Here is a 22,217-nt window from a genome sequence, read left to right on the forward strand (position 1 = left end):
TATTTAGCGATGCACAATTTCACTTTTATTCTTTTTTTCGCGTATTAAATAAATACCCCATAATATAAGTAATCCACCAATTACATACCACAAACTAAATTTTTCGCCATCCAATAAACCCCAAATTACGGCGACTAGTGGCAGTAAATAAGTAACAGTACTTGCAAAAACTGCCGACGTTTTCTGTATTAATTTATAATATAAAATTATGGCAATTGCGGTTCCTAAAATGGTTAAAATACTTAGATAACCCAGTGCTTCCCAAGTTTGGGGATTGGCAGTAAAATCTTTGAAAAAACCTGAAAGAACCAATATAAGTAAAGAAGGCAACATCCAGACAGAAAAAACTGCTCCCGAAAGTTTTACGGATGGAATATGCTGAAGTTTTTCTTTTATAATTAATCCAGCAACTGCATAACAAGCCGTTGCTAAAACCACCAAAAGTGCGTACCCAAGTTTCGATTCTTCGGATTTAGTTTCAGAAAAATACATGAGCAATGCAGCGCCAGAGAAACCAATTATTGCTCCAAAAACTTGCAGCCATTTACTCTTTATTCCAAAAAGGAAAAAGCCTAAAACCAATACGAACATGGGCACCAACGAATCTAAAATTCCAGCCATCGAACTACTTACACGCGTCTGTGCAATAGGAAAAAGATACATGGGCAGAAAATTCCCGAAAAAACCCGTCAAAGTTACCCACATCAATGTGTTTTTATTCATTTTCCTAAGCGCAGGAAAACCAATATAAGCTAGTAATAAACCTGAAATTCCAACGCGAAAAGCTCCAATTTGATAAGGCGTAAAAACAAGGAGTGATTTCTTTATTAAAATGAAGGAACTACCCCAAGTAAGCCCAATGATTAAAAGCAGGAACCATTTATTTTCAAAAATTTTTCCCATTTATAAAAAGGTATTATTTAGCAATCGTTGAGGCAATAATTGAGTGCACAAATTTAAGTCTTTTATTTCTGCGACTGCGCTAAACTGTTTATTAATGCGGACAAATGCCGCACTAATTAATTTGAATATAATGGACTAATACACTTAGAAAAGCAATAAAGTTATCATTACATAAAACCCTCCAAGCCGAGAAACTATCGAAATATCTAGGAAGGCTTTATTCTTATCCTTAAATTGTAATTTTCCACAAAAAATTTTTAAAATAAACAGATTAATGGTAAAGACCATCCTATTCTTTATACTTCCTTTCTTATTGGTAACCAGCGTCAATGCTCAAACACCAACTGAATCTACGGATGAATTATCGATTAGTATTACATTGAATAACCCTTCAACTGAAATCAACAATGGAACTGCGCAAGTTCAGGTTGAAGGAGGAAAACCTCCCTATAAATATAAATGGACCAATCCAAGCACTTCATTAAATTCCAGCCGAGCAAAAGGTTTAATAGAAGGAATGGAGCATTCGGTTATTATAACCGATGCTAACAAGAATACTGTTTCACGAACATTTACAATTCCTGCAGAATCAATTGTCGAGATTTTTAATAGCAATGTACAACCAGCCGTGGATTATTTAGGTGCTATTTTATTTTGGGATCCTTTTGCTACCTCTGGTATTTACGATCCAGTAGTTTATATTTCACAGGAAGATATTACACTCCCACAATCCAGTAAAGCTGAAGAACAATACCGACTGAAGGAATGGCTTTCTCCCGATGGAGCATTGGTGAAAAAAGATCAAGAAATTTTGCTCTTAGAAAATGATAAGGGGCAAACAATAGTATATTCGAAAAACGATGGAAAACTTCAGCATATTATTGAAGAAGGCACTCCTGTTGTAACAACTTCAGGCGGAGCCAAAGCAGATGATGAGGTGTTGCTCGGAAGCATTAAATTCGATAGCCCACAAGCATTATTACACCCAAATGGAGATGAGGTTACAAGTACAATCCCGTTTATCGTTATTTGGTTAATTTTAGGTAGCATCTTCTTCACTATTCGTTTAAAGTTTGTCAATATTCGTGGGTTTAGACACTCAATTGATTTGGCAAGAGGAAAATATGACGATCCTAATGCACCGGGAAGTATCACCCACTTTCAAGCGATGGCAACAGCTGTATCTGCAACAGTGGGATTAGGTAATATTGCCGGAGTTGCAGTAGCAATTTCTTTGGGTGGTGCAGGGGCAACATTTTGGATGTTTTTAGCTGGTTTTTTCGGAATGTCTTTAAAATTTGCTGAATGTAGCATGGGTGTGAAATATCGATTTATTGATAGCGATGGCCGCATTTTTGGTGGTCCCATGAATTATTTACGCTACGGACTTGAAAAACGAAATCTGAAACGATTAGGAAAATTTCTAGCTGCATTTTTTGCGATTTTAGGAATAGGAGCTTCTTTTGGAGGTGGAAATATGCTGCAGTCTAATCAAGCATTTAAAATAGTGTCTGAACAAATACCGATTCTGCAAGGACAAGGTTTTTGGTTTGGAATTGGTTTCGCAATTCTTGTGGGAGTAGTAATAATTGGCGGTATAAAAAGTATCGCTAAGGTTACTGAACGAGTTGTACCAATTATGGCAATTTTGTATGTATTGGGTTGCTTGGTAGTAATTGGATTTAATTTTGGAAGCATTGGAAGCGCTTTTACTGCCATTTATGACGGCGCTTTTTCTGCAGATGCTTTAAAAGGTGGATTTATTGGTGTGTTAATAATTGGTTTACAACGTGCAGCTTTTTCTAGTGAAGCCGGCGTTGGGTCGGCAGCAATTGCACATAGTGCCTCCAAAACTAATAATCCTATTGCAGACGGATTTACTTCTTTAGTAGAACCTTTTATCGATACTATGTTGGTTTGTACTATGACCGCTTTAGTATTAATCTTTACCGGAAAGCACGATGTAGGTGGAGGAATGGGAGGCGTAGAACTTACTTCTGCCGCGTTTGGAAGTGTAATTTCGTGGTTCCCCGTTGTATTGGCAATTGCCGTGTTTTTGTTTGCATTCTCTACTATGGTTTCTTGGTCTTATTACGGTATGCGCTCTTGGACCTATTTGTTTGGGAGAAGCAAGAAAGGAGAATTACTCTATAAAATATTGTACTTGTGCTTTGTAGTTTTAGGAGCTTCAGTAAGCCTAGGCGCCGTACTTAGTTTTGCCGATATGATGATTTTAGCAATGTCATTTCCAAATATTATAGGATTATACATTCTATCTTCAGAGATAAATACAGACATGAATATTTATTGGGAAAAATTGAAACAAGGCAAATTATATGTTAGCGCTAAGTTTGCCAAAACTTGATAGTAGATTTTAAATGAAAAAAAGTAAGGCGTTAAAAAACCGTACTTCATAAAAGCGATTATCCTCTCAATTCAATTTTTAAAGTTTTGTTTGAATCCAAATAAAACTCACAATCTTTGAATGTAGGCGCAGAAAACTTAGGATGAAAATTGTTGGAAAACCCATAGGGCTCCTTGGGAATACCCATAAAATTACGATTGCATTCTCCATCATCATTTTCATCGTGATACATAGAAATTGCGTAGCTACCCTTTGGAAGATCTTTAAAGGCTACAGTGTGAGATTTAGCCTCGACTTTCACCGAAATAGTTTTAAGCGCTTGACCTTCTTCTAAAAAGCGCTGGTTGGAATTAAAAATTGCAATTTCTAAAGTTCCTTCAATATTTTCAATATTCGTAACATTGATAGTTAGTGTATTGGTATCATTGGGTGGACTTACAATAAGAAAGTAAAGTATAAATAGAAAGTAGTTCATTTGTAAAATTTTAATTCGTTCGGTTCAGGTGATGCTAATATACTTAAAACATGACCACATATCCTTGCATTGAAAATGTAGGAATATCGATAATTGCAGATAAGGTTAGTTTTGTAAAAGGGTTCAAATCTGTATCTGGATTTATTTTGTGTGCTGCAGCTGCTTGACCGCATAAATGAATTTGGACGCCATAATCAGTAAGTTTTTCCATTAACTCAAGATTAGGGTTGCTCTTAGCCATTTTTTTCGAATAAACTTTATCTGAAAGAGTTACGTTAGTTGCGGAACCGCTTATAACAGCAGCGATATGAATATTCTCCTTAGGCACTCCATCGTTTTCTAACAGGTTTATAAGTCGGGCTATTTTCCAAAGAGAAACGTTTACGCCTTCGCGCTCTTCATCTGTTGTAATAGCAAAAAGCACTTTGTATTCTAATTTTGGGTCTGGTTTAATTGCAACATTTTCGTAATCAACAATCTTTCCATAGCCTTCAATTGTTGGGGTTTTCCAATCTTGTGCGTTCATCTGAAAACACATTATCAATAATAATAACAAAATATATTTTTTCATACTTACTGATTTAAAGGTTGAAATTATAAATTTTTTCAATTAAAATAGACCGCTTCAAATACCGCTAAGGGCGCTCTACGGCCTACATTAAGTGATAAGGTATCGCCATTTATTGTGTAATTGTCTGCCAATTCAAAAACCTTTAGAAATTCAGATTCATTAAATTTTAAATCTGGACAAGCCATCATCGTTGTAGCCATTTGTGAAAAATGAATTCTGTTTCCAGCTTCCAAAGTATAGGCACCCATAATGCCGTTACAACCGGCAAAACCAGTAACCCGATTTTCATCGGTTTTCAGCATAAAGTATATTTCTTTAGCTTGATTATCTTCCATTTTTACTTCCTGACCTTCCAAAGTTTTAAGTTTCCAATATTTTTGGGTTATGGGTTCTGAAACAACTTTAGCATTTTTGAATACTGCAAGTGGCGCTCTTTTTCCCACATTTAACCCAAGTTTGTCGCCCGTAATGTTATAATTATCAGCCAAACTAAAGATTTCTAAAAATTCCGATTCACTAAAAGCACTGTCTGGGCAGGCCATTTTTGTAGCTCCCATTGCCGAAAATTTAATTCGGTTCCCAGTTTCGAGCGAATAAGTTCCAAAAAAACGATTGCAGCCAGAATAACCAGAAATACTATTTTCATTGGAATTTAAGGTAAAACCAATTTCCTCTCTGTCCTGTGGAGCGTCAATTTTTTGACCATCTAAAGTTTCTAAAATCCATTGAGTTTCGGTAATGGTTACTTTGTCCATTTCATTGTTATCATTGATTTCCTTATTCTGAGTAATTCCACAGCCGTAAAGTGAAATTGCCGCAAGCGCAGCTGCAAAAAGATTGAAATTCATCATTTTATATTTCTTATATTTAAATTTAAAGTGTCTTTTTTCGAAATCATTAAAACATACACTCAGCAAACTAAGCTTAATATTTCAAAATTAATCTTAGTGAAAAGCTAAATTAAAGTGAAGGTTTTAATAACGCTTTAGCCGTTTTGCACGAAGTGAGCCACAATTTTAGTAAAGCCCCTTTTTTGAAGAAATTATAAAAGCTTTCACTATTTACGAAACAATAAGTGCGCTGCAAGAATGAATAATGAAAGAGATATTCCAAGTACAGAAACACCAATCCACGCGTATTCTTGCCAAGCTAATGCTCCCAAAGTGGTACCCAAAGCGCCTCCAATGAAAAATGAAACCATATAAACGGTATTTACTCTATTTCTACCTTCCGGATTTTTTGAAAAAATGATATTCTGATTCGTTATGTGAAGCGCTTGCAATCCTAAATCTACTAGTACTACGCCAACTATTAAACCAAAAATAGAGTTTCCCGAAACCAGAAAAATAATCCAAGAAACAATCAGTAAAAGCGAAGAGAAAATAATGATTTTGTCTTTGTTGAACTTATCGCTTAATTTCCCCACTACTGTTGCCCCCAGCGCGCCGACAATTCCCAAAAGGCCAAAAAGCCCAGTAATAGTACTGCCATAGCCAAAACTGTCTTCCATTAAAAAAACTAAAGTTGTCCAAAACGCACTCAAACCTGCAAAAGCCAATGCCCCTCGAAGCGCGGCAAGACGCAAAGCTGGTTCTGTTATAAAATAGTGAAAAATAGATTTTAATAAACTGCCGTAGCTTCCGGGAAAGTGTGGATTTAATCTAGGTAATTTTGCCTGCAGAATAAAAAATAACAGCACCATTAAAACTGCTGCGGCATAATAAATAACTCGCCAGCCAAATTGTTCGCCTACAAAACCACTAATAACTCGGCTTCCTAAAATACCAATTAAAAGACCACTCATAACAATTCCAATAGCGCGTCCTCTACCTTTTTCGTCGCTAAGCTGCGCCGCCATGGGCACAAATAGCTGTGGAATGGCAGAGGTAACACCAATAAAAAAACTACTGATGATTAGTAATAGCAAACTATTAGCAGTTGCTGCGGCAATCAGCGAAAGCACCATTAATAAAAAGTCAAACTTTAAAATACGATGGTTAGAAATCTTGTCGCCCAGTGGAATAATAAAAAGCAATCCAAAAGCATAGCCCAATTGGGTGCTGAGCGCCACGTTACTAACGGCAGATTCTGTTACGCCATAGGTAACTGCAATTTGATGGAGCAAAGGCTGGTTGTAGTAGAGATTTGCTACTATTAGACCAGCAGAAATACTCATTAAATATAAAACGGGATTCGTGAGTTTGGGAGTCATTGAGTTATTTCAGAAATGCAAAAGTAAATTTTCCCAATCTAATTATTGTTCTTTATTTTCATCCCGATTCGCTTCTTGTTTTTCAATTCTTTCATTCTCCTTTTCAACATAGCGATTATGCGCCATAGTAGCCACAAAATTCTGTTTACGGGAAAATAAACTTTTAATTACATCTGCCTTTCCATATACCGTAATTACATCTTTTGGAAGAATATAAATACTTCCCGTGGGCGAACCAATATAGTCGCAACCTACACGATCTATCCCTAAAATGGTAATTCCTTCGTGACGCAAATCCAGATCTTTTAATGTTTTGTTCGCCATCCAGTTATCTTCTTCCACTTTTTTCTCGCTAATTTTATAGTCATCTTTTAAGTGAAGAACCGCTGCATAATCCAGAATTTCAAGGTCTGTGTATTTTTTTAGCATTCTATTTATAAGTTTAGATAAAGCCTTGTCTACCCACTCACTTTTTACCGCCCAATAAACCAAACTCAAGCCAACAACCACAATACCAAAGCCGTATAATTTAGAAGATAATGTATTTGGCAACACAAAGGTTAAAATCAACGACGACATTACCGTAACAATCCCCGCGTTTCCAATTAGCATTAGGTTAAACACTATTTTCCGACGTACGGGGTGATTCATTATATTTTCAGATTCTGAGGTGGTAAAGCCAGCACCAGTGTATGCCGAACGAGCCTGAAACCTCGCGCTCTGTGTAGATAGACCAGTGTGCATTAAAGCAATGGTCGCAATTTTTGTAATTAATGCTGAAAGGGCTACAACTAAAAATAAGGTTACTGCTGCTATCATATATTTATGATTTCATGGTTTTTTGAAATTTTTATGCGTAGTTGTAAATTACGAAAGTTATCGCAATTCACAATTAAATACAATTCCTTGCTTTTTGAAACTTCGCTTTTGCGCTGCACAAATTCTAACTGCTTTAACAAAAGTATGGGACGAATTTATGATTGCTTTTCAATTCACATTACAAAAAGTTATAACTTGTTCCGCTCTATAAAAGCTGATATTTCTACAATTCAAATTATTATTATGAAAACTCTTTCACTCAAAACAATTGCCCTCCTTTTTACTATTTTCTTTTTCAATTTACACGGAAAAGCGCAAGTTTTAAGTAGCACTCAAATTGACAGTTTGGTGCAGAAAACCATGAATACTTTCGACGTGCCGGGGATGGCGGTTGCGATTTTAAAAGATGGAAATATTTATCATAAAAACACTTATGGCGTTCGCTCTTTAAAAACGAATGCCGAAGTAAACGAAAACACACTTTTTGGCGTGGCTTCAAACACGAAGGCGTTTACAACCTCAGCACTCGCTCAACTTGTAGATGCAGGTAAGTTAGCTTGGGACACCAAAGTAACCGACGTAATCCCTGAATTTAAATTAAACGACGCCTATGTAACTAGCGAATTTACCGTTCGCGATTTAGTAACCCACCGTAGTGGATTAGGGTTGGGAGCTGGCGATTTGATGATTTTTCCGGCAAATAATACAACTACCAAAGCCGAAATGATCCACAACCTTCGCTATCTAAAACCTGTGTCTTCTTTCCGCTCAAAGTTTGATTATGACAACCTACTTTATATTGTAGCTGGAGAAGTTGTGGCGCGAGTTTCAGGTGAAAATTTTGACGATTATATTACAAATCATTTCTTTCAACCTTTAGAGATGAATCGCTCTTTGCTTTCTATTCCAGCCATTGAAGCAGATAAAAACCGCATTGATGGACACGCTCCCGTAAATGGAAAACTAGAAGTAACGGGCAATACTTTTACCCAACTCGCAACGCCAGCTGGCGGCATTTATGCCTCAATAACCGATATGAGCACCTGGGTGCAAGCGCAGTTAAATGACGGAAAATATGGCGAAAAATTAACCGATAGTCTTTTCAGCAAAAAAGTACATCGCGAAATGTGGACTCCGCAAACGCTTATAAAAAGTGGTAGCGGGCCGTACAACACTCACTTTTCAGCTTATGGATTGGGCTGGTTTTTAAGCGATGTAAGTGGCTATTTTCAAGTAACACATACGGGAGGATTATTGGGAATTGTAAGTCAAGTAACTTTAATTCCTGAGTTAGATTTGGGAATTATCGTACTCACAAACCAACAAAGTGGTGCGGCTTTTACTGCAATCACCAATTCAATTAAAGACGGTTATTTCAACATAAAAGGTGAAGACAGAATTAAGCAATACAACGAGCGCCGTTTGGCTGGTGAACGTAAAGAAGACAGTATTACCAAGAAAGTAGAAGCAGATATAAAAGCCTTGCTGAAAAACAAATCGCCAAAGCCGAACACAGCAAACGTAGTTGGTACCTACCAAGATCCGTGGTTTGGCAAAGTAAACATCAGCGACCAAAACGGAAGTCTTTATTTTAAAGCCGAAAAAGCATTAGACTTAAAAGGAAAAATTATTTTCTACAAGGGAACTACTTACGTAGTGCGTTGGGATGATGCTTCGTTAAAAGCTGATGCATTTGTAAATTTCAGTTTAGATACCGAAGGCAAAGCGAATGGTTTTACAATCAGCGCCATTTCCCCATTAACTGATTTCAGTTATGATTTTCAGGATTTGGAGTTTTTGAAAGTGAAATAGTTTACTAATCACTTTTTCAATCTTTGACTTTTTCCAATAAGGAAATATAGAACTGAACCAAAAAATGGAAGTAATAAAACCACCAATACCCAAATTAGTTTATTAGAGCCAGTAAATTCATTCTGAAGAATGTTAATTAAAGCTATTATAGGCAGAAGTATAAGAAATAAAAAGACTAAGATTAAAATAATCTGCCAAGGACCAATCGTTGATAGTATTATCATATATACTTATATTATTTAATTAATTGTGAAGAACGTGACACGCCTTTTATAGAATATTGTCGTGCTAATATAAATAAGAAATAGTTCATCCACAAAGAATAGACATTCCTGCATTCGCATCCCAACAATTTCCCTCCTTCCAAAAAAATTATAAAACAAACGGTTTTCTTTTCATTATTTATTAATTTCATAGGTACAAAGAACAGCGCTTATGAAAACTACAAAAAGACTGGACGCAGCCTTAGAAAAACTTTACACCGCTTTTCATAACAACACTCTAAATCCGGAGTGCTGCAAGCATTGTGCGGTGGGGAATATTTGTAATAATACCGATAGCTGGAAGCACCTCAGCGACGATCACGGCTCGCTACAATTAAACTATGTTGGGCACGTGCACGAAAAATTAGGGCGCAAATTTCACGGGTATTCGCCTTTGGAACTCCTAAATATTGAAACAGCATTCTTAAAAGGTTGCGGTTATAAACTTCCTTTAGATTATAGAAATGCTAAGCCCAAAAACCCAACTTCCAAAGAAATCACTTTTAAAGGCCTTTGTGCCGCGGTTGCGTATTTATGTTCGCTAGATGGCGTTAGAAATGTTATGGACTTTTATCCGCTTTATAAAAGTGAAACCGAGCCATCGCAATTGGAAACAATTTTATAAAGTCTTTTAAAATGGGCAATCAATAGCCTATTTTTGTTCGAATGAATACTAGCTCACATCCGAACATCCGCCCCGCTCGCCCCGAAGATTACAAACAGGTAGCGCGATTAATAGTTCAAGCTATGGAAGATTTGGCGTGTACATTTGCCAACACAGATCTTCCCGAAAACTCGTATCCATTGTTTGAATACTTCTTTCAGCAAACTGCAAATCAGTATAGTTTTGAGCATACTTTAGTATATTCGGAAGGAGCCGAAATCATGGGGTCAATAATTTTTTATGAAGGAAAGTTGTTACCAGAATACCGCAAACCTTTTTTAGAATATATCGCAGAAAAATACCAAGTGAAAAATTTAGTGATTGAAGACGAAACCAATTCTGAAGAAGTTTATATAGATACCGTAAGCGTTTCTCCAAACCATCAAGGAAAAGGAATAGGAAAACAATTATTGGCTGCAGCAATAACTCAAGCTACATCTGAAGGTCATAAAAAAATTGGACTATTGGTAGATTTTGAAAACCCTCATGCCAAAAAATTATATTTATCACTTGGGTTTAAAAGTGTAGGGAAAAAGCAGCTTGGTGATGGTATTTACGAACATTTACAACTTGATTTGTAAGTTGAATTTTACTTAAATAAAAGTCTGATTTACTACGAATATAATTGATTGAGCACGTCCAGCGATTTCGGTTTTTGATAGCCTTGCACGTGAAAACTGTAGTAAGCCAAAATTAATTCCAACAAATCTTTGCGTTGTTTTTTCGAGAGTTTCACTGTTTTTAAGGTGTCGAAATTCAATCCGAAAAACAGTTTAAAATTTTCTATTTGTTCGCCTTCAATACAATAGTTAGAAGTGTTCTTCGCTTGAAAATTTCCTTCCATAATATTGAAATAGCTATCTTCAATATTTGATGCATCTGGGAAAAAGCCTAAGTACAAACTAAGCTGCATTAAAAAGAAAATGTGAAAATTAGCAATCTCATCATTTTCATCAAGCCATTGAAAAGAGCGTTCCAAAAAGTGGAAAAGTTCCTCATTTGGTTCTTCTTCGCGGATACAGTTTTTAAGCATTTCAGATAAGAACATAACAAGACCAGATTTTACAATATCGGTATGTAATGATTGGTACGGCAGAAAGACTTTAGCTTCTTTAATATATTCTAAAGTGCCTTTGTTTTTATGATCTGCAATAAGTTCTAATTGGGTGAGCGGCTGAAAATAAGATGCTTTTAATTTACCTTTTTTCGATTTCAGAATACTGCGAAGTAAATAGCTTTTTACGCCTGCAATTTCGGTATAACAACTTACTATTAAATCTGCTTCTGAGTATTTGATTGCGGAAAAAACGATGGCTTTGGTAGCAACTACCATTAGCGAATAATCATTATTTTAGAAACTTTGGTTTCTAGGTTATCTTCTGTGGTAACAAGCACTAAATATACCCCAGAGCGCACTTTATATCTACCAAAAGCGGTTGTATCCCAAAGTATACTTCCTCCTTCAGAAGTTTCCTCAAAAACAAGGTTTCCTGTTATGTCAGTTATTTTTACATTGGCTTGCGCAGTGAGACCATCTATTGTTACATTTCCAGAAAATCCTGGTCGCACAGGATTGGGAAAAGCGTGAACATTCTCTAAATTATCACTCGGTGCAGTAGCAGTTCCTTTATAAGCTACGAGTCCTTGGGTGGTAGCAAAATAAACCACTCCCGTAAATGGATCAATAGAAATGTCTTGAACTGTGTTTGAAGGCAAAGGAGAATTATCTTTTGTAAAACGAAGCAAAGTCTCCTGACCGTTTGGCGAAAGATAGAAAACCCCCGAAGAGGTGGTCGCTATCCATTTGTTATTAGAGCCGTCTACTTCAATATCTGTAATGGTTTGTTCGTACAAAAGTTCTTGCGGCACACCATCTTCAAGTATAATTATGGCCTGTGATTCTGGTGTAGTTCCATCTTCGAAAAAACTGCCAGGACTAAAAAGTACGCGCAATCCCTTAAGGGTTCCAATCCATAATCTATTCTGAGAATCGAATGCAATTGTTCTTACTACAGCCGAAGGTAGATTTCCATTGCCTGGACCAAAACCAATTTTATTAAGCCTATTTGTAGTGGGATTATACCCTATTAAACCATTACTGTAACTACCCATGAATACATAGTTTTCACGACTTATTGCTAGTTGTGTCAAGGCCAATTCACTTGTAGGAATAATTATATCGGACAAGTCGATTTTTTGAAATTGTCCGCCAGGGGTTAGTTTTATTAAACCCTCATCTGCTTTTGTCTGTGCAAACCACAAATTGCCTTGTGGGTCAAAATCAGAACCATAAATTCTAAGTCCGGCATCTGCGTTGCCGCCACCGGGTAATGGAATGAGAACCCTGTCTAACGGGCTATTGGTGTCGTCATAAAGAATGGTTGGTGTATCATCAACAATTTTTAAAAGACCTTGTTGAAATGAACTCATATAAACCTCATTCGGCAGTTTTGGATTAATGGTAATATTCACCAAATCTGTAGGTTCTGCGCCCACTGCCGCACTTAGATCTTCGTATGAAATATTCGTCCACAGTGTATCTTTTAAAACACTTATTCCGAAACGTGAAAGTGGGTATGGGTTGTAATCTTTATCTATTTCACCAAAATTTACCCAAAGTTGTCCGGGAGAGGCATCAATTGAAAAAGGTCTGTTTCTATTTGGGCCGTTAGGTAAAACTTGATCGGCTTGCATGGTTCCAAATGGTACAATTAAAAGACCATCCTCGTTTGTTCCTAAGTAAAAATTATCTCCAAAACCGTAGCCTGAAAGTAAATCGAGATCAAAATCTAAAACGTTATTTACTGCAGCTTCTTCAAAAAATCCTTCAGAATAAGCTTCAATAGAATTCTTGGTAGTAATTGTCAACAAATCGTCAGCAAGTCTAAATTTTAGTACTTCCGAAGTAAAATTCCGCACTGTAGTTGTAACTCCAGTTGGCGTAAACCGCAAAACGGTGTTTGAAAGGTTTGCTGCGTATAGTTCGTTCCCAAGTTTTTCTGCTGCTCTATATCCGCCACCCATAATGGTAGTCCAGTTTTGATAATCGATTAAATTATCATCTGCTACGAGCGCCCGTCGTATTCCGTCGGTAGAGCTCGCTGCAAAAATATAGGGTTCTTTTACAATTGTTTGTATAATATCAATCTGGCTACCGCCATCGCCAATAAAATAAGTATCGCCAAATTCTAGCCGTGCCACATCATAAACTGAAACTCCATATTGCGTGGAGATGTAAAGGTTTCCGTCGTATTCGTTGAAATTATTTATTCGCTTTCTATCGGGCGGAATGGTTTGTTTTTCTAAAATATCAACCACTTTTAATACGTTTATCTCTCCTTCTTTTACTATTTCTATCAGTCCATTTTCATAGCCTATAATAAGTAAATTGTAGTCTTCGCTATAATGAATGGTAGTTATTGCATTTCCCGAAAGTCCGTTTACGGTGGAAAGGGTTTTTATTTTTTGAGTAGAAAGATCATACGTAAAAACCGCATTTTCGGCTCCCACAAAAATCTTGTTGTCTCCTTGCGAAATATCTTTTATAGATACGTATGAAAAATGACCCGTCCAGCGGTCTTCAAAATTCTGGGCGCTCGCCAGAAAGGGAAATAGTAATAGTAAAGCTAGTGCCCACCGCTTCATAAATATGGTTTTGTTTATTAACACGCTAAAATACTATTTATTGCGGTATATGATTGAAAAAGCCTTTCCATATCTTTTATAATGAAAAAGATAATTTGGAAAGGCTTTCTTAAAATGAAGTCTAACTATTAAACTACGCCTTGTGCTAACATAGCTTCGGCAACTTTTACAAAGCCTGCAATGTTTGCTCCTTTTACGTAATCTACATAACCATCGCTATCTTTTCCGTATTCTACGCATGCGGCGTGAATATCGTTCATAATTTTATGAAGTTTTTCATCAACCTCTTCAGCTGTCCAACTTAGACGTAAAGAGTTTTGCGACATTTCTAAACCAGAGGTTGCAACACCACCAGCATTAGATGCTTTACCTGGTGAAAACAAAATCTTCGCTTTCTGAAATGCTTCAATAGCTTCTGGTGTGCAAGGCATATTGGCGCCTTCGCCTACGCAAAAACAACCATTTTTCAAAAGCATTTCTGCTTCTTCGCCATTCAATTCGTTTTGGGTTGCGCAAGGAAGTGCTATATCGCATTTTACTTCCCAAGGGCGTTTTCCTTCTACGTATTTTGCACCCGTATATTTTTCAGTGTATTCTGAAATACGTCCGCGTCTTTCGTTTTTCAATTCCATTACAAAGGCCAGTTTCTCTGCGTTGATACCTTCCGAATCATAAATATATCCAGCAGAATCTGAAAAAGTAACAACTTTACCGCCAAACTGTATTGCTTTTTCGGCTGCATATTGTGCTACGTTACCAGAACCAGATACAACTACGGTTTTGCCTTCAAAGCTTTCGCCTCTAGTTGCTAGCATATCTTTTGCAAAATATACGTTTCCGTAGCCCGTTGCTTCTGGACGAATAAGAGATCCGCCATAAGAACGCCCCTTTCCAGTTAGCACTCCCGTAAATTCATTACGAATGCGTTTGTATTGACCGTACATATAGCCAATTTCGCGACCACCAACGCCAATATCGCCCGCAGGAACATCAGTATTTGGGCCAATATGACGAAAAAGCTCCGTCATAAAGCTTTGGCAAAAACGCATTATTTCTGCATCACTTTTCCCTTTTGGGTCAAAATTAGCACCACCTTTACCGCCTCCCATTGGAAGAGTTGTAAGGCTGTTTTTAAAAGTTTGCTCGAATCCTAAAAACTTAAGAATACTAAGGTTTACAGAAGGGTGAAAACGCAAACCGCCTTTATATGGGCCGATAGCAGAGTTAAACTCTATTCTATACCCTTTGTTTACTTGAATTGCATTATTGTCATCTGTCCAAGGAATACGAAAAAGAATAGTGCGCTCTGGCTCTACCATTCTTTCCAACAACATTTTGTTGGCATACCTTTCGTTTTTTTCAATAAAAGGGATTACAGTTTCGGCAACCTCAGTTACCGCCTGAAGAAATTCAGGCTCATTAGGATTGAGTTTTTCGACTTCAGAAATGAAATCACTTATACTTTGCTTCATTGGTTCAAATTTTATTTTACTTTTAGCGAATTCCGTTGTAATGTGAAAGTTATAATCTAAAACAGATTATAGTAAACCATTATATAAGGACGGCACAAATATAAGCGTTATGATAAAAACTGGGCGTCAATTTTTTACAAATTAGCTAAATAGAGCTATTAAACTTTAATGGTGATTATGTTTTTATATATTTGTTGTGTTTCACACTTAAATCTAAAATTTTAATGAATACCAAATTCCTTTTATTGGTATTTTTCCTTTTGTTTTTTTCGAAACAAGAAGCGTTCAGCCAATACGGCTTTTCGCAGGAAGTTGGTATAATTACCGGACCCGTAGTCTTTTATTCAGACTTTGGTCAGCGGTATGATTTTGACACAAACTCTGGTAATACCACTATCGGAATTGGTCTTATTCACTATATCAATTTTTCGTACAGTGCTGATTGTAACTGTTATACGCGGGCTGTTTATTTTAATGATCACTTTAAAATTCGTACTGAAATTGACTACCATAAAACAAATTTGAACCATTTTGGTGAATGGGTAGCGCCAGACCACACTTCCTTATTTGCAGACCAACTTCGAGCAATGAGTGGCTCAACTACTGTTGTTGAAGTAGGTTCTCAACTTGAATTTTTCCCGTTTAGCATTCGTGATTTTGCAGCGGGACAATATAAAATTGCACCTTTTATTAGTTTGGGAGCGCACTGGGTAAGTTTTGACCCTGAAGTTTCCTCGTCATTAGGAGGGCTAAATAGCCCCACAACTACGCCAGATAAATATTTTAACGCCTTTCAGCAAGAACCGGCTACCACTTGGGCGGTAGTGGGAAGTGTTGGAATTAGATACAAACTTTCTCCTTTAAGCGATTTAATGCTGGACAGCCGTTGGCATTTTTACTTTTCAGATTGGGTAGATGGTCTAAAACCGTCTTTTGAAAATAATGGAACCACCCCAGTTCCTGAAAACAAAGCCAACGAATGGATTTATTGGCTGAACGTTGGGTATATTTATTATATCAATTAAACGAATTTTTACAGCATTAAAAAAGGATCAGGTTTTTTAAAAACCCGACCCTTTTTGTATTTCGTCTAAAATCTCATCTTATCCAAGTGCTTGCTTTAAATCTTCAATTAAATCGTCTACATCTTCAATCCCAACTGAAAGACGAATTAACGAATCTACGACGCCTGTCTTTTCGCGCTCCTCTTTCGGAATGCTCGAGTGCGTCATACTTGCAGGATGTCCGGCGAGACTTTCAACGCCGCCAAGACTTTCTGCTAAGGTGAAAATTTTCAGGTTCTCTACTATTTTAATAGCTTGGTCGTAATTGTTTCCTTTGGGTACAAAAGAAATCATTCCACCAAAATCTTTCATCTGCTCTTTAGCAATATCGTGGTTTGGATGATTTTCAAAACCTGGCCAATATACTTTTTCAATTTTTGGATGTTTCGCCAAATATTGGGCAATCGCTTTACCATTTTCACAATGGCGTTGCATACGGATGTGAAGCGTTTTTAGACCACGCAATACAAGAAAACAATCTTGCGGTCCGCAAATGGCACCACTTGCATTTTGGATAAAATAAAGTTTATCTGCAAGCTCTTTATCTCTTACTACTAGGGCTCCCATAACCACATCGCTATGTCCGCCAAGATATTTTGTGGCGCTATGCATTACTATATCTGCACCCATATCGAGCGGTTGTTGTAAATACGGCGTTGCAAAAGTGTTATCTACCGCAAGCAAAACGTTGTGCTTTTTCGCAATTGAAACTGCCTTTTTTATATCTATTATATTCATCATTGGGTTGGTTGGCGTTTCTACCCAAATCAGTTTTGTTTTATCGTTTATATAATTCTCGATGTTATCTGCATTTTCCATCCCGACGAAATGGAACTTAATTCCAAAACCTTCAAAAATTTTGGTAAACAAACGATACGTTCCACCGTAAAGATCGTTAGTTGAAATTACTTCATCGCCAGGTTTTAAAAGCTTCATTACTGTATCAATTGCCGCAAGTCCGCTTCCAAAGGCGAGTCCGAATTCGCCATTTTCAATACTGGCAAAAGCTCGTTCCAAAGCTGCACGCGTTGGATTTCCACTCCGCGAATATTCAAAACCTTTGTGCCCACCGGGTGTAGTTTGCGAAAATGTTGTTGTTTGATAGATTGGTGGCATTACAGATCCATAAGCTGGATCTACATTGTGCTGGCCACCGTGTATTGTTTTTGTGTTGAATTTCATCTGAATAAAATATTATATAAAATGAAAGATGGAATGCCCTTATCTTAAAGTGATAATTCGCATTATCAAAACTATTTTATGATTTAATATAACTTTCACAATAGCTGATTTTAAAGTTATTACTTTTGAAATGCAAATTTAAGAGTTTCATTTGTGATAGCTAACCATCTATTCCTTTTTACGCATGAATAACAGAATTACAATCTTGGCACTTTTTGCCCTAATCATTGTGGGATGTAACCAAGAAAAAAACATCGAAATTTCTTCAGAGAGTTTTACTGAAAAGGAGCTTAAAATTTGCGAAAACAGCAAATGCCCAGAAGTAACTATCAATTATATTGAAGTTTTTGGAGATAGTGAAGTTTCAGAAAAAATAAATAAGAAGATAAAAGATTTCATATTTGCTTCGCTTATGATGGGCGAAGACACTACGCCCACAGCAAAAACAATAGCAGAAGCCGCAACTAGTTTTATTGAAGCTTATAATGCCGACCAAGCGCAATTTCCGGATATGGCGGGCGAATACTTTGCTGAAATTTCAGTAAACGAAATTTACTCTTCCAAAGAGCTTTTATCCTTTGAAATGCGCCAGTATCTTTTTACTGGTGGCGCACACGGCTACGGTGCTACAACATTTTTAAATATTGATCCAAAAACTGGCGAAGAGCTTACGCTAAAAGAGCTTTTTAAAAACCAAAAAGAACTTACCGTTTTTGCTGAAAAGAAATTCCGCGAGCAACAAAAAATAGCCGAGAAACAAGGAATTAACGACACCAAGTTTTGGTTTGAAAATGATACATTTCATCTTCCCGAAAGTGTAGGTTTTACGCAGGACAGCCTAATATTCATCTACAATCAATACGATATTGCAAGTTACGCAGATGGACCAATTGAATTAAAAATAGGCTTAAAAGAAGCTGAACCTTTCTTAAGTATTGATTAATTTTGGACCATGCAAAAAGTATATTATTTATCAAGTTGTGATACCTGTAAACGCGTGATGGACGAAATAGAAATTCCTTCGTCGTTTATAAAACAGGATATAAAAGTACAAGGCATCACCGAAGAAGAATTGGATGAGCTTTTCAACCTTACCGATAGTTTTGAAGAATTATTTAGCCGCAGAGCAAAACTATACAAAGAGCGAAATTTAAAAAGTGAAAACTTGCTTGAAGAAGATTACAAAGATCTAATCTTAGAACATTATACTTTCTTGAAGCGTCCCGTTATTGTAAATAACGACGAAATATTTATAGGAAGCAGCCCGAAAACTGTTGCTGCTGGTAAAAAATCTATTCTTAAAAATTGACCCAACAACGTATTTTTGCGCTTTTGGCGGCAACCACTGTCAGCATTATCTATGGTATAAACCATACAATTGCCAAGGGGTTAATGCCAGATGTTATTAAACCATTCGGTTTTATATTTTTGCGAGTTTCCGGCGCAGCGGTAATATTTTGGATCCTCAGTCTTTTTTTTCCTTCAGAAAAAGTGGCGCGTCGCGATTGGATTAGGTTTGTAGCTTGTGCTTTCTTCGGAATGGTTTTAAATATGCTCGCCTTTTTTAAAGGATTGAGTCTTTCCACACCTATCAATAGTTCAGTAATTATTACACTTTCACCAGTTTTGCTTTTGGTGCTTTCTGCCTTTATTTTAAAGGAAAGAATAACTTGGGTAAAAAGTCTCGGTATATTTTTAGGCCTTGGCGGAGCATTGGTATTAATTCTTTTTGGATTAAAAGAACAACCAAATGCACCAAATATTCCAATTGGAAACCTTCTTTTTATTGTGAATGCAACTTCCTATTCTATCTATTTAATTTTAGTAAAACCCTTAGTATCAAAATATAGCTCCATTACATTAATGAAGTTTCTCTTCCTATTTGGATTTTTAATAAATCTGCCAATCGGAATTTCAGAATTTACAGATGTTGCTTGGAGCAGCCTTCCTTTCGAAGACATTTGGAGACTTGGCTTTGTAGTTGTCTGCACAACTGTAATGACTTATCTATTGAATATTTACGCGCTCAAACAATTAAGCCCTTCTACTATTGGCGCATTTATTTATCTGCAACCAGTAATTGCAGTAATTTTTGCAATAATAGTTGGCGCAGACAGTATTACCGCATTGCGAATAGGCGCTGCAGCTTTAATATTTTTGGGCGTTTATCTCTCTACAATAAAACGTGTGCGAAAGAATTCCGACTAAAGATCTTTCGGACGCTGACTAAACTTTCGGGTATTTTCTTTAGTAAGAATTCTGAAATCGTCCGTCTTTTCTAGTGCGTAGAATTTATCATAAAATTCTTTCGGAAGCCCCACCAGTTTGCGTTCTTTTAAATCTATCCAACCGCCCATCATTTCACAACGTGCGTAGTTTTTCCCGTTTTCGTCGTAGAAATTATGTAGAAATTCAAAGTAGGTTCCGTCTTCAGACAAGCCTCTTAATTGAAGTGAAACAGTAACCGGCTTCCCAGGAAAAAATTCTTTGAAATAATACATGTGCTCATAAAAAGCCACCGGCCCTAAATTATGCTCTGCCAAATGCCGTTGATCCATTCCGCTTTCCATTAAAAAACTCATGCGGGTGTGGCTCATGTAATCTATAAAAGCACTGTTGCGCAAATGGCGATTTGCATCTACATCGCTCCAGCGTATTTCAAATTGTTTTGTGTACATCGTCAAATTTTTCTACAAATTTAAAGTACTTTTGTTATGCAAGCATAGTAAATGTGTTTAGTTTCTGTTAAATGTTTTTAGGTTTGGCGGCTATGCGTAGTCCAAGCCAGAATCTTCTTCGATATAGATGTAATTGTTAAGTAATCGCTTATAATTTCTAAAATAAATATGCCTTTAATTTCCAGTACTTTTGAGCCTTCAAGACTTTTTAGAAACGCGCATTTTTCTACAATTTATTCCGCCAAGCTTCGTCCTACACCACATCTAGTTCAGCAACGCGAGCGCATAGAATTGCCCGATGGCGACTTTTTAGATATTGATTGGTCGTTTGCTAAAGTGGCTTCCCAAAAAGTTGCAATCTTACTTCACGGTTTGGAGGGAAATGCGCAGCGAACTTATATGAAAGGCCAATCAAAAATTTTAAACCAAAATGGTTGGGATGTGGCAGCAATAAATTTTAGAGGTTGCAGCGGCGAGGCAAATATTTCATACCAATCTTACAACGCAGGGAAAACCGACGATTTGGAGGCGGTTATTAATTTTATTTTGAAAAAAGACCAATACAACGATATCCATTTTTTGGGTTTCAGTCTTGGTGGAAACTTACTTTTGAAATATTTGGGTGAGCGCGAATCTTTTCCGAAGGAAATAAAAAAAGCCGTTGCCATTTCCACTCCCTTGAGTTTAAAAGGTTCTTTAGAATCATTAAATGCGTTTTCAAATTGGGTTTACAGAAATTCATTTCTTAATAATCTTCGGAAAAAATACAAAGTCAAAATGAAGGATTTTCCTGAAAAAATGACGCCTTCAGATTACCAAAAAATCACGTCACTACTAGAATTCGACAACGTTTACACCGCACCTGCGCACGGTTTTAAAGATGCGCTTGATTATTACGAAAAGAATAGCAGTCTGCAATTTCTTCCGAATATTAAAATTCCCGTTTATATTTTGAATGCCGAAAACGATAGCTTCCTTTCTGCAGATTGTTATCCCAGAGAACTAGCTTCAAAAATGAAAAACATCCACTTCGAAATACCAAAATATGGCGGTCACGTAGGTTTTCATCAAAGCAATAAATTGTATTATAGCGAAGAGCGAGCTGTGCAGTTTTTGAATGAATAAGCTAAGTTGTTTTACTAACGTATCCCCACTACCGACTAAAGACTATTTTACTACCTTTGCCTTCACAAAATTAGGAATATGATCCAATCCATGACGGGCTACGGCAAAGAAGTTGTTCAATTGCCTTCCAAAACCATTACTATTGAAATTAAATCGTTAAACAGCAAAGGGCTAGACCTTAATACGCGCGTGCCTTCGGCTTATCGTGAAAAGGAGCTTGAAATTCGCGATCTACTTGCAAAATCGCTGCAACGCGGAAAAGTAGATTTTTCACTTTATATTGAAGTTACTGGCGAGGAAGTTACAACACAACTCAATGCAACTATTGTAAAACAATATATAAAACAATTAGCAAACGTGGTAAATGGTGACCCTGTGGAGCTTTTAAAAATGGCAGTTCGTATGCCAGACGCATTGAAAACTGAGCGTGAAGAAATTGACGAAAAGGAATATGAAGTCATTTTAAAAGGAATTGACAAAGCACTGGAAGCAATCAACAAATATAGAACCGACGAAGGTTTGGTATTGGAAAATGACTTTTGGGGACGTTCAAAAACCATTTCGAATTTATTAGACGAAGTAATTGCAATAGATCCGGAACGTGTAGATGCGGTAAAAGAAAGGCTTCGCAAAGCAGTTTCAGATTTAAAAGAAAAAGTAGACGAAAACCGTTTTGAGCAGGAATTGATCTATTATCTTGAAAAATATGACATTACTGAAGAGAAAGTTCGACTAAAAAATCACTTAGAATATTTTGAAGAATCTTTAAAATCGCACGATTCCAACGGTAAAAAACTAGGTTTTATTACGCAGGAAATAGGTCGCGAAATCAATACTATTGGTAGTAAAGCAAATTATGCGCCAATGCAGCAAGTAGTTGTTCAAATGAAGGACGAGTTGGAAAAAATTAAAGAACAAGCCCTAAACGTACTATAACTAGGTAGTAGGAATTTAATTTAAAAAAGAA

The 22,217-nt window shown here is 36.7% G+C and carries 22 protein-coding genes; 10 read left to right on the plus strand and 12 right to left on the minus strand.

Features of this window, described 5'->3' with window-relative positions; all coding sequences use genetic code 11:
- Nucleotides 1-3: 3 nt before the first annotated feature.
- On the minus strand, nucleotides 4-903 hold the full coding sequence (locus AC3RVG_RS04240) for a DMT family transporter (RefSeq protein ID WP_489690201.1): 900 nt from the start codon (nucleotides 901-903) through the stop codon (nucleotides 4-6).
- A gap of 274 nt (nucleotides 904-1,177) precedes the next feature.
- On the opposite strand from AC3RVG_RS04240, the gene AC3RVG_RS04245 reads away from it, so the two are divergent.
- Nucleotides 1,178-3,268: an amino acid carrier protein gene (locus AC3RVG_RS04245; protein WP_489690202.1), complete on the plus strand. Its 2,091-nt coding sequence runs from the start codon at nucleotides 1,178-1,180 to the stop codon at nucleotides 3,266-3,268.
- A gap of 58 nt (nucleotides 3,269-3,326) precedes the next feature.
- On the opposite strand, the gene AC3RVG_RS04250 is transcribed toward AC3RVG_RS04245, so the two are convergent.
- The 5 genes from AC3RVG_RS04250 to AC3RVG_RS04270 form a co-directional block, all read right to left on the minus strand.
- On the minus strand, nucleotides 3,327-3,743 hold the full coding sequence (locus AC3RVG_RS04250) for a DUF2141 domain-containing protein (protein WP_489690203.1): 417 nt from the start codon (nucleotides 3,741-3,743) through the stop codon (nucleotides 3,327-3,329).
- Nucleotides 3,744-3,786: 43 nt separating this feature from the next.
- On the minus strand, nucleotides 3,787-4,314 hold the full coding sequence (locus tag AC3RVG_RS04255) for a DsrE family protein (protein WP_489690204.1): 528 nt from the start codon (nucleotides 4,312-4,314) through the stop codon (nucleotides 3,787-3,789).
- Between the two features lie 35 nt (nucleotides 4,315-4,349).
- Nucleotides 4,350-5,165 (minus strand): META domain-containing protein, encoded by an 816-nt coding sequence (locus tag AC3RVG_RS04260; protein ID WP_489690205.1) that lies wholly within the window; start codon nucleotides 5,163-5,165, stop codon nucleotides 4,350-4,352.
- 206 nt (nucleotides 5,166-5,371) lie between these two features.
- On the minus strand, nucleotides 5,372-6,526 hold the full coding sequence (locus AC3RVG_RS04265; protein ID WP_489690206.1) for an MFS transporter: 1,155 nt from the start codon (nucleotides 6,524-6,526) through the stop codon (nucleotides 5,372-5,374).
- A 42-nt stretch (nucleotides 6,527-6,568) separates the two neighbouring features.
- Nucleotides 6,569-7,345, minus strand: coding sequence for a TrkA C-terminal domain-containing protein (locus AC3RVG_RS04270; RefSeq protein ID WP_489690207.1), 777 nt, complete (start codon nucleotides 7,343-7,345; stop codon nucleotides 6,569-6,571).
- A 243-nt stretch (nucleotides 7,346-7,588) separates the two neighbouring features.
- Here AC3RVG_RS04270 and AC3RVG_RS04275 point away from each other — a divergent pair, with 243 nt between their 5' ends.
- Nucleotides 7,589-9,157 carry a serine hydrolase gene (locus AC3RVG_RS04275; protein ID WP_489690208.1) on the plus strand — a complete coding sequence of 523 codons (1,569 nt, stop codon included), beginning with the start codon at nucleotides 7,589-7,591 and terminating at the stop codon, nucleotides 9,155-9,157.
- Nucleotides 9,158-9,165: 8 nt separating this feature from the next.
- On the opposite strand, the gene AC3RVG_RS04280 is transcribed toward AC3RVG_RS04275, so the two are convergent.
- Nucleotides 9,166-9,381, minus strand: coding sequence for a PLDc N-terminal domain-containing protein (locus tag AC3RVG_RS04280; RefSeq protein WP_489690209.1), 216 nt, complete (start codon nucleotides 9,379-9,381; stop codon nucleotides 9,166-9,168).
- Nucleotides 9,382-9,592: 211 nt separating this feature from the next.
- Between AC3RVG_RS04280 and AC3RVG_RS04285 the strand changes: the two genes are divergently transcribed.
- Together AC3RVG_RS04285 and AC3RVG_RS04290 are read left to right on the plus strand one after the other, a co-directional pair.
- Nucleotides 9,593-10,045 carry a Na(+)-translocating NADH-quinone reductase subunit F gene (locus AC3RVG_RS04285; protein WP_489690210.1) on the plus strand — a complete coding sequence of 151 codons (453 nt, stop codon included), beginning with the start codon at nucleotides 9,593-9,595 and terminating at the stop codon, nucleotides 10,043-10,045.
- Between the two features lie 41 nt (nucleotides 10,046-10,086).
- Nucleotides 10,087-10,665 carry a GNAT family N-acetyltransferase gene (locus tag AC3RVG_RS04290; protein ID WP_489690211.1) on the plus strand — a complete coding sequence of 193 codons (579 nt, stop codon included), beginning with the start codon at nucleotides 10,087-10,089 and terminating at the stop codon, nucleotides 10,663-10,665.
- 32 nt (nucleotides 10,666-10,697) lie between these two features.
- On the opposite strand, the gene recO is transcribed toward AC3RVG_RS04290, so the two are convergent.
- The 3 genes from recO to gdhA all read right to left on the minus strand — a co-directional run bounded on the left by recO (nucleotide 10,698) and on the right by gdhA (nucleotide 15,201).
- Nucleotides 10,698-11,417 (minus strand): DNA repair protein RecO, encoded by a 720-nt coding sequence (gene recO, locus AC3RVG_RS04295; protein WP_489690212.1) that lies wholly within the window; start codon nucleotides 11,415-11,417, stop codon nucleotides 10,698-10,700.
- A complete protein-coding gene (porZ, locus tag AC3RVG_RS04300) occupies nucleotides 11,417-13,729 on the minus strand; it encodes a type IX secretion system anionic LPS delivery protein PorZ (RefSeq protein ID WP_489690213.1) in 2,313 nt (770 codons plus the stop codon). Before porZ ends, recO begins: the two co-directional genes overlap by 1 nt.
- Before the next feature lie 128 nt (nucleotides 13,730-13,857).
- Nucleotides 13,858-15,201, minus strand: a complete 1,344-nt coding sequence (gene gdhA, locus AC3RVG_RS04305) for an NADP-specific glutamate dehydrogenase (RefSeq protein WP_489690214.1) — start codon at nucleotides 15,199-15,201, stop codon at nucleotides 13,858-13,860.
- Nucleotides 15,202-15,425: 224 nt separating this feature from the next.
- Between gdhA and AC3RVG_RS04310 the strand changes: the two genes are divergently transcribed.
- On the plus strand, nucleotides 15,426-16,226 hold the full coding sequence (locus AC3RVG_RS04310; RefSeq protein ID WP_489690215.1) for a THC0290_0291 family protein: 801 nt from the start codon (nucleotides 15,426-15,428) through the stop codon (nucleotides 16,224-16,226).
- A gap of 78 nt (nucleotides 16,227-16,304) precedes the next feature.
- Here the strand turns inward: AC3RVG_RS04310 and AC3RVG_RS04315 are convergent, their stop codons facing one another.
- Nucleotides 16,305-17,447: a cystathionine gamma-synthase gene (locus tag AC3RVG_RS04315; RefSeq protein WP_489690216.1), complete on the minus strand. Its 1,143-nt coding sequence runs from the start codon at nucleotides 17,445-17,447 to the stop codon at nucleotides 16,305-16,307.
- 184 nt (nucleotides 17,448-17,631) lie between these two features.
- Between AC3RVG_RS04315 and AC3RVG_RS04320 the strand changes: the two genes are divergently transcribed.
- Genes AC3RVG_RS04320 through AC3RVG_RS04330 form a run of 3 tightly spaced genes read left to right on the plus strand, consistent with a single transcriptional unit; the run spans nucleotide 17,632 to nucleotide 19,655 of the window.
- The gene (locus AC3RVG_RS04320) at nucleotides 17,632-18,390 is read left to right on the plus strand and encodes a DUF3298 and DUF4163 domain-containing protein (RefSeq protein ID WP_489690217.1); all 759 of its coding nucleotides are present in this window, start codon (nucleotides 17,632-17,634) and stop codon (nucleotides 18,388-18,390) included.
- A gap of 9 nt (nucleotides 18,391-18,399) precedes the next feature.
- Nucleotides 18,400-18,756, plus strand: a complete 357-nt coding sequence (locus AC3RVG_RS04325) for an arsenate reductase family protein (protein ID WP_489690218.1) — start codon at nucleotides 18,400-18,402, stop codon at nucleotides 18,754-18,756.
- Entirely contained in the window at nucleotides 18,753-19,655 is a 903-nt protein-coding gene (locus tag AC3RVG_RS04330) for a DMT family transporter (protein ID WP_489690219.1), read from the plus strand. The genes AC3RVG_RS04325 and AC3RVG_RS04330 overlap by 4 nt, the downstream gene beginning before the upstream one ends.
- Here AC3RVG_RS04330 and AC3RVG_RS04335 read toward each other — a convergent pair.
- Complete coding sequence (locus AC3RVG_RS04335; RefSeq protein WP_489690220.1) at nucleotides 19,652-20,125, minus strand: acyl-CoA thioesterase; 474 nt, start codon at nucleotides 20,123-20,125, stop codon at nucleotides 19,652-19,654. The two genes, AC3RVG_RS04330 and AC3RVG_RS04335, sit on opposite strands and share 4 nt — an antisense overlap.
- Before the next feature lie 168 nt (nucleotides 20,126-20,293).
- Between AC3RVG_RS04335 and AC3RVG_RS04340 the strand changes: the two genes are divergently transcribed.
- Nucleotides 20,294-21,250 carry a YheT family hydrolase gene (locus AC3RVG_RS04340; RefSeq protein WP_489690221.1) on the plus strand — a complete coding sequence of 319 codons (957 nt, stop codon included), beginning with the start codon at nucleotides 20,294-20,296 and terminating at the stop codon, nucleotides 21,248-21,250.
- A gap of 78 nt (nucleotides 21,251-21,328) precedes the next feature.
- A complete protein-coding gene (locus AC3RVG_RS04345) occupies nucleotides 21,329-22,186 on the plus strand; it encodes a YicC/YloC family endoribonuclease (protein WP_489690222.1) in 858 nt (285 codons plus the stop codon).
- Nucleotides 22,187-22,217: the final 31 nt, after the last annotated feature.

It is taken from the genome of Aequorivita sp. IT1282 (genome assembly GCF_058068205.1).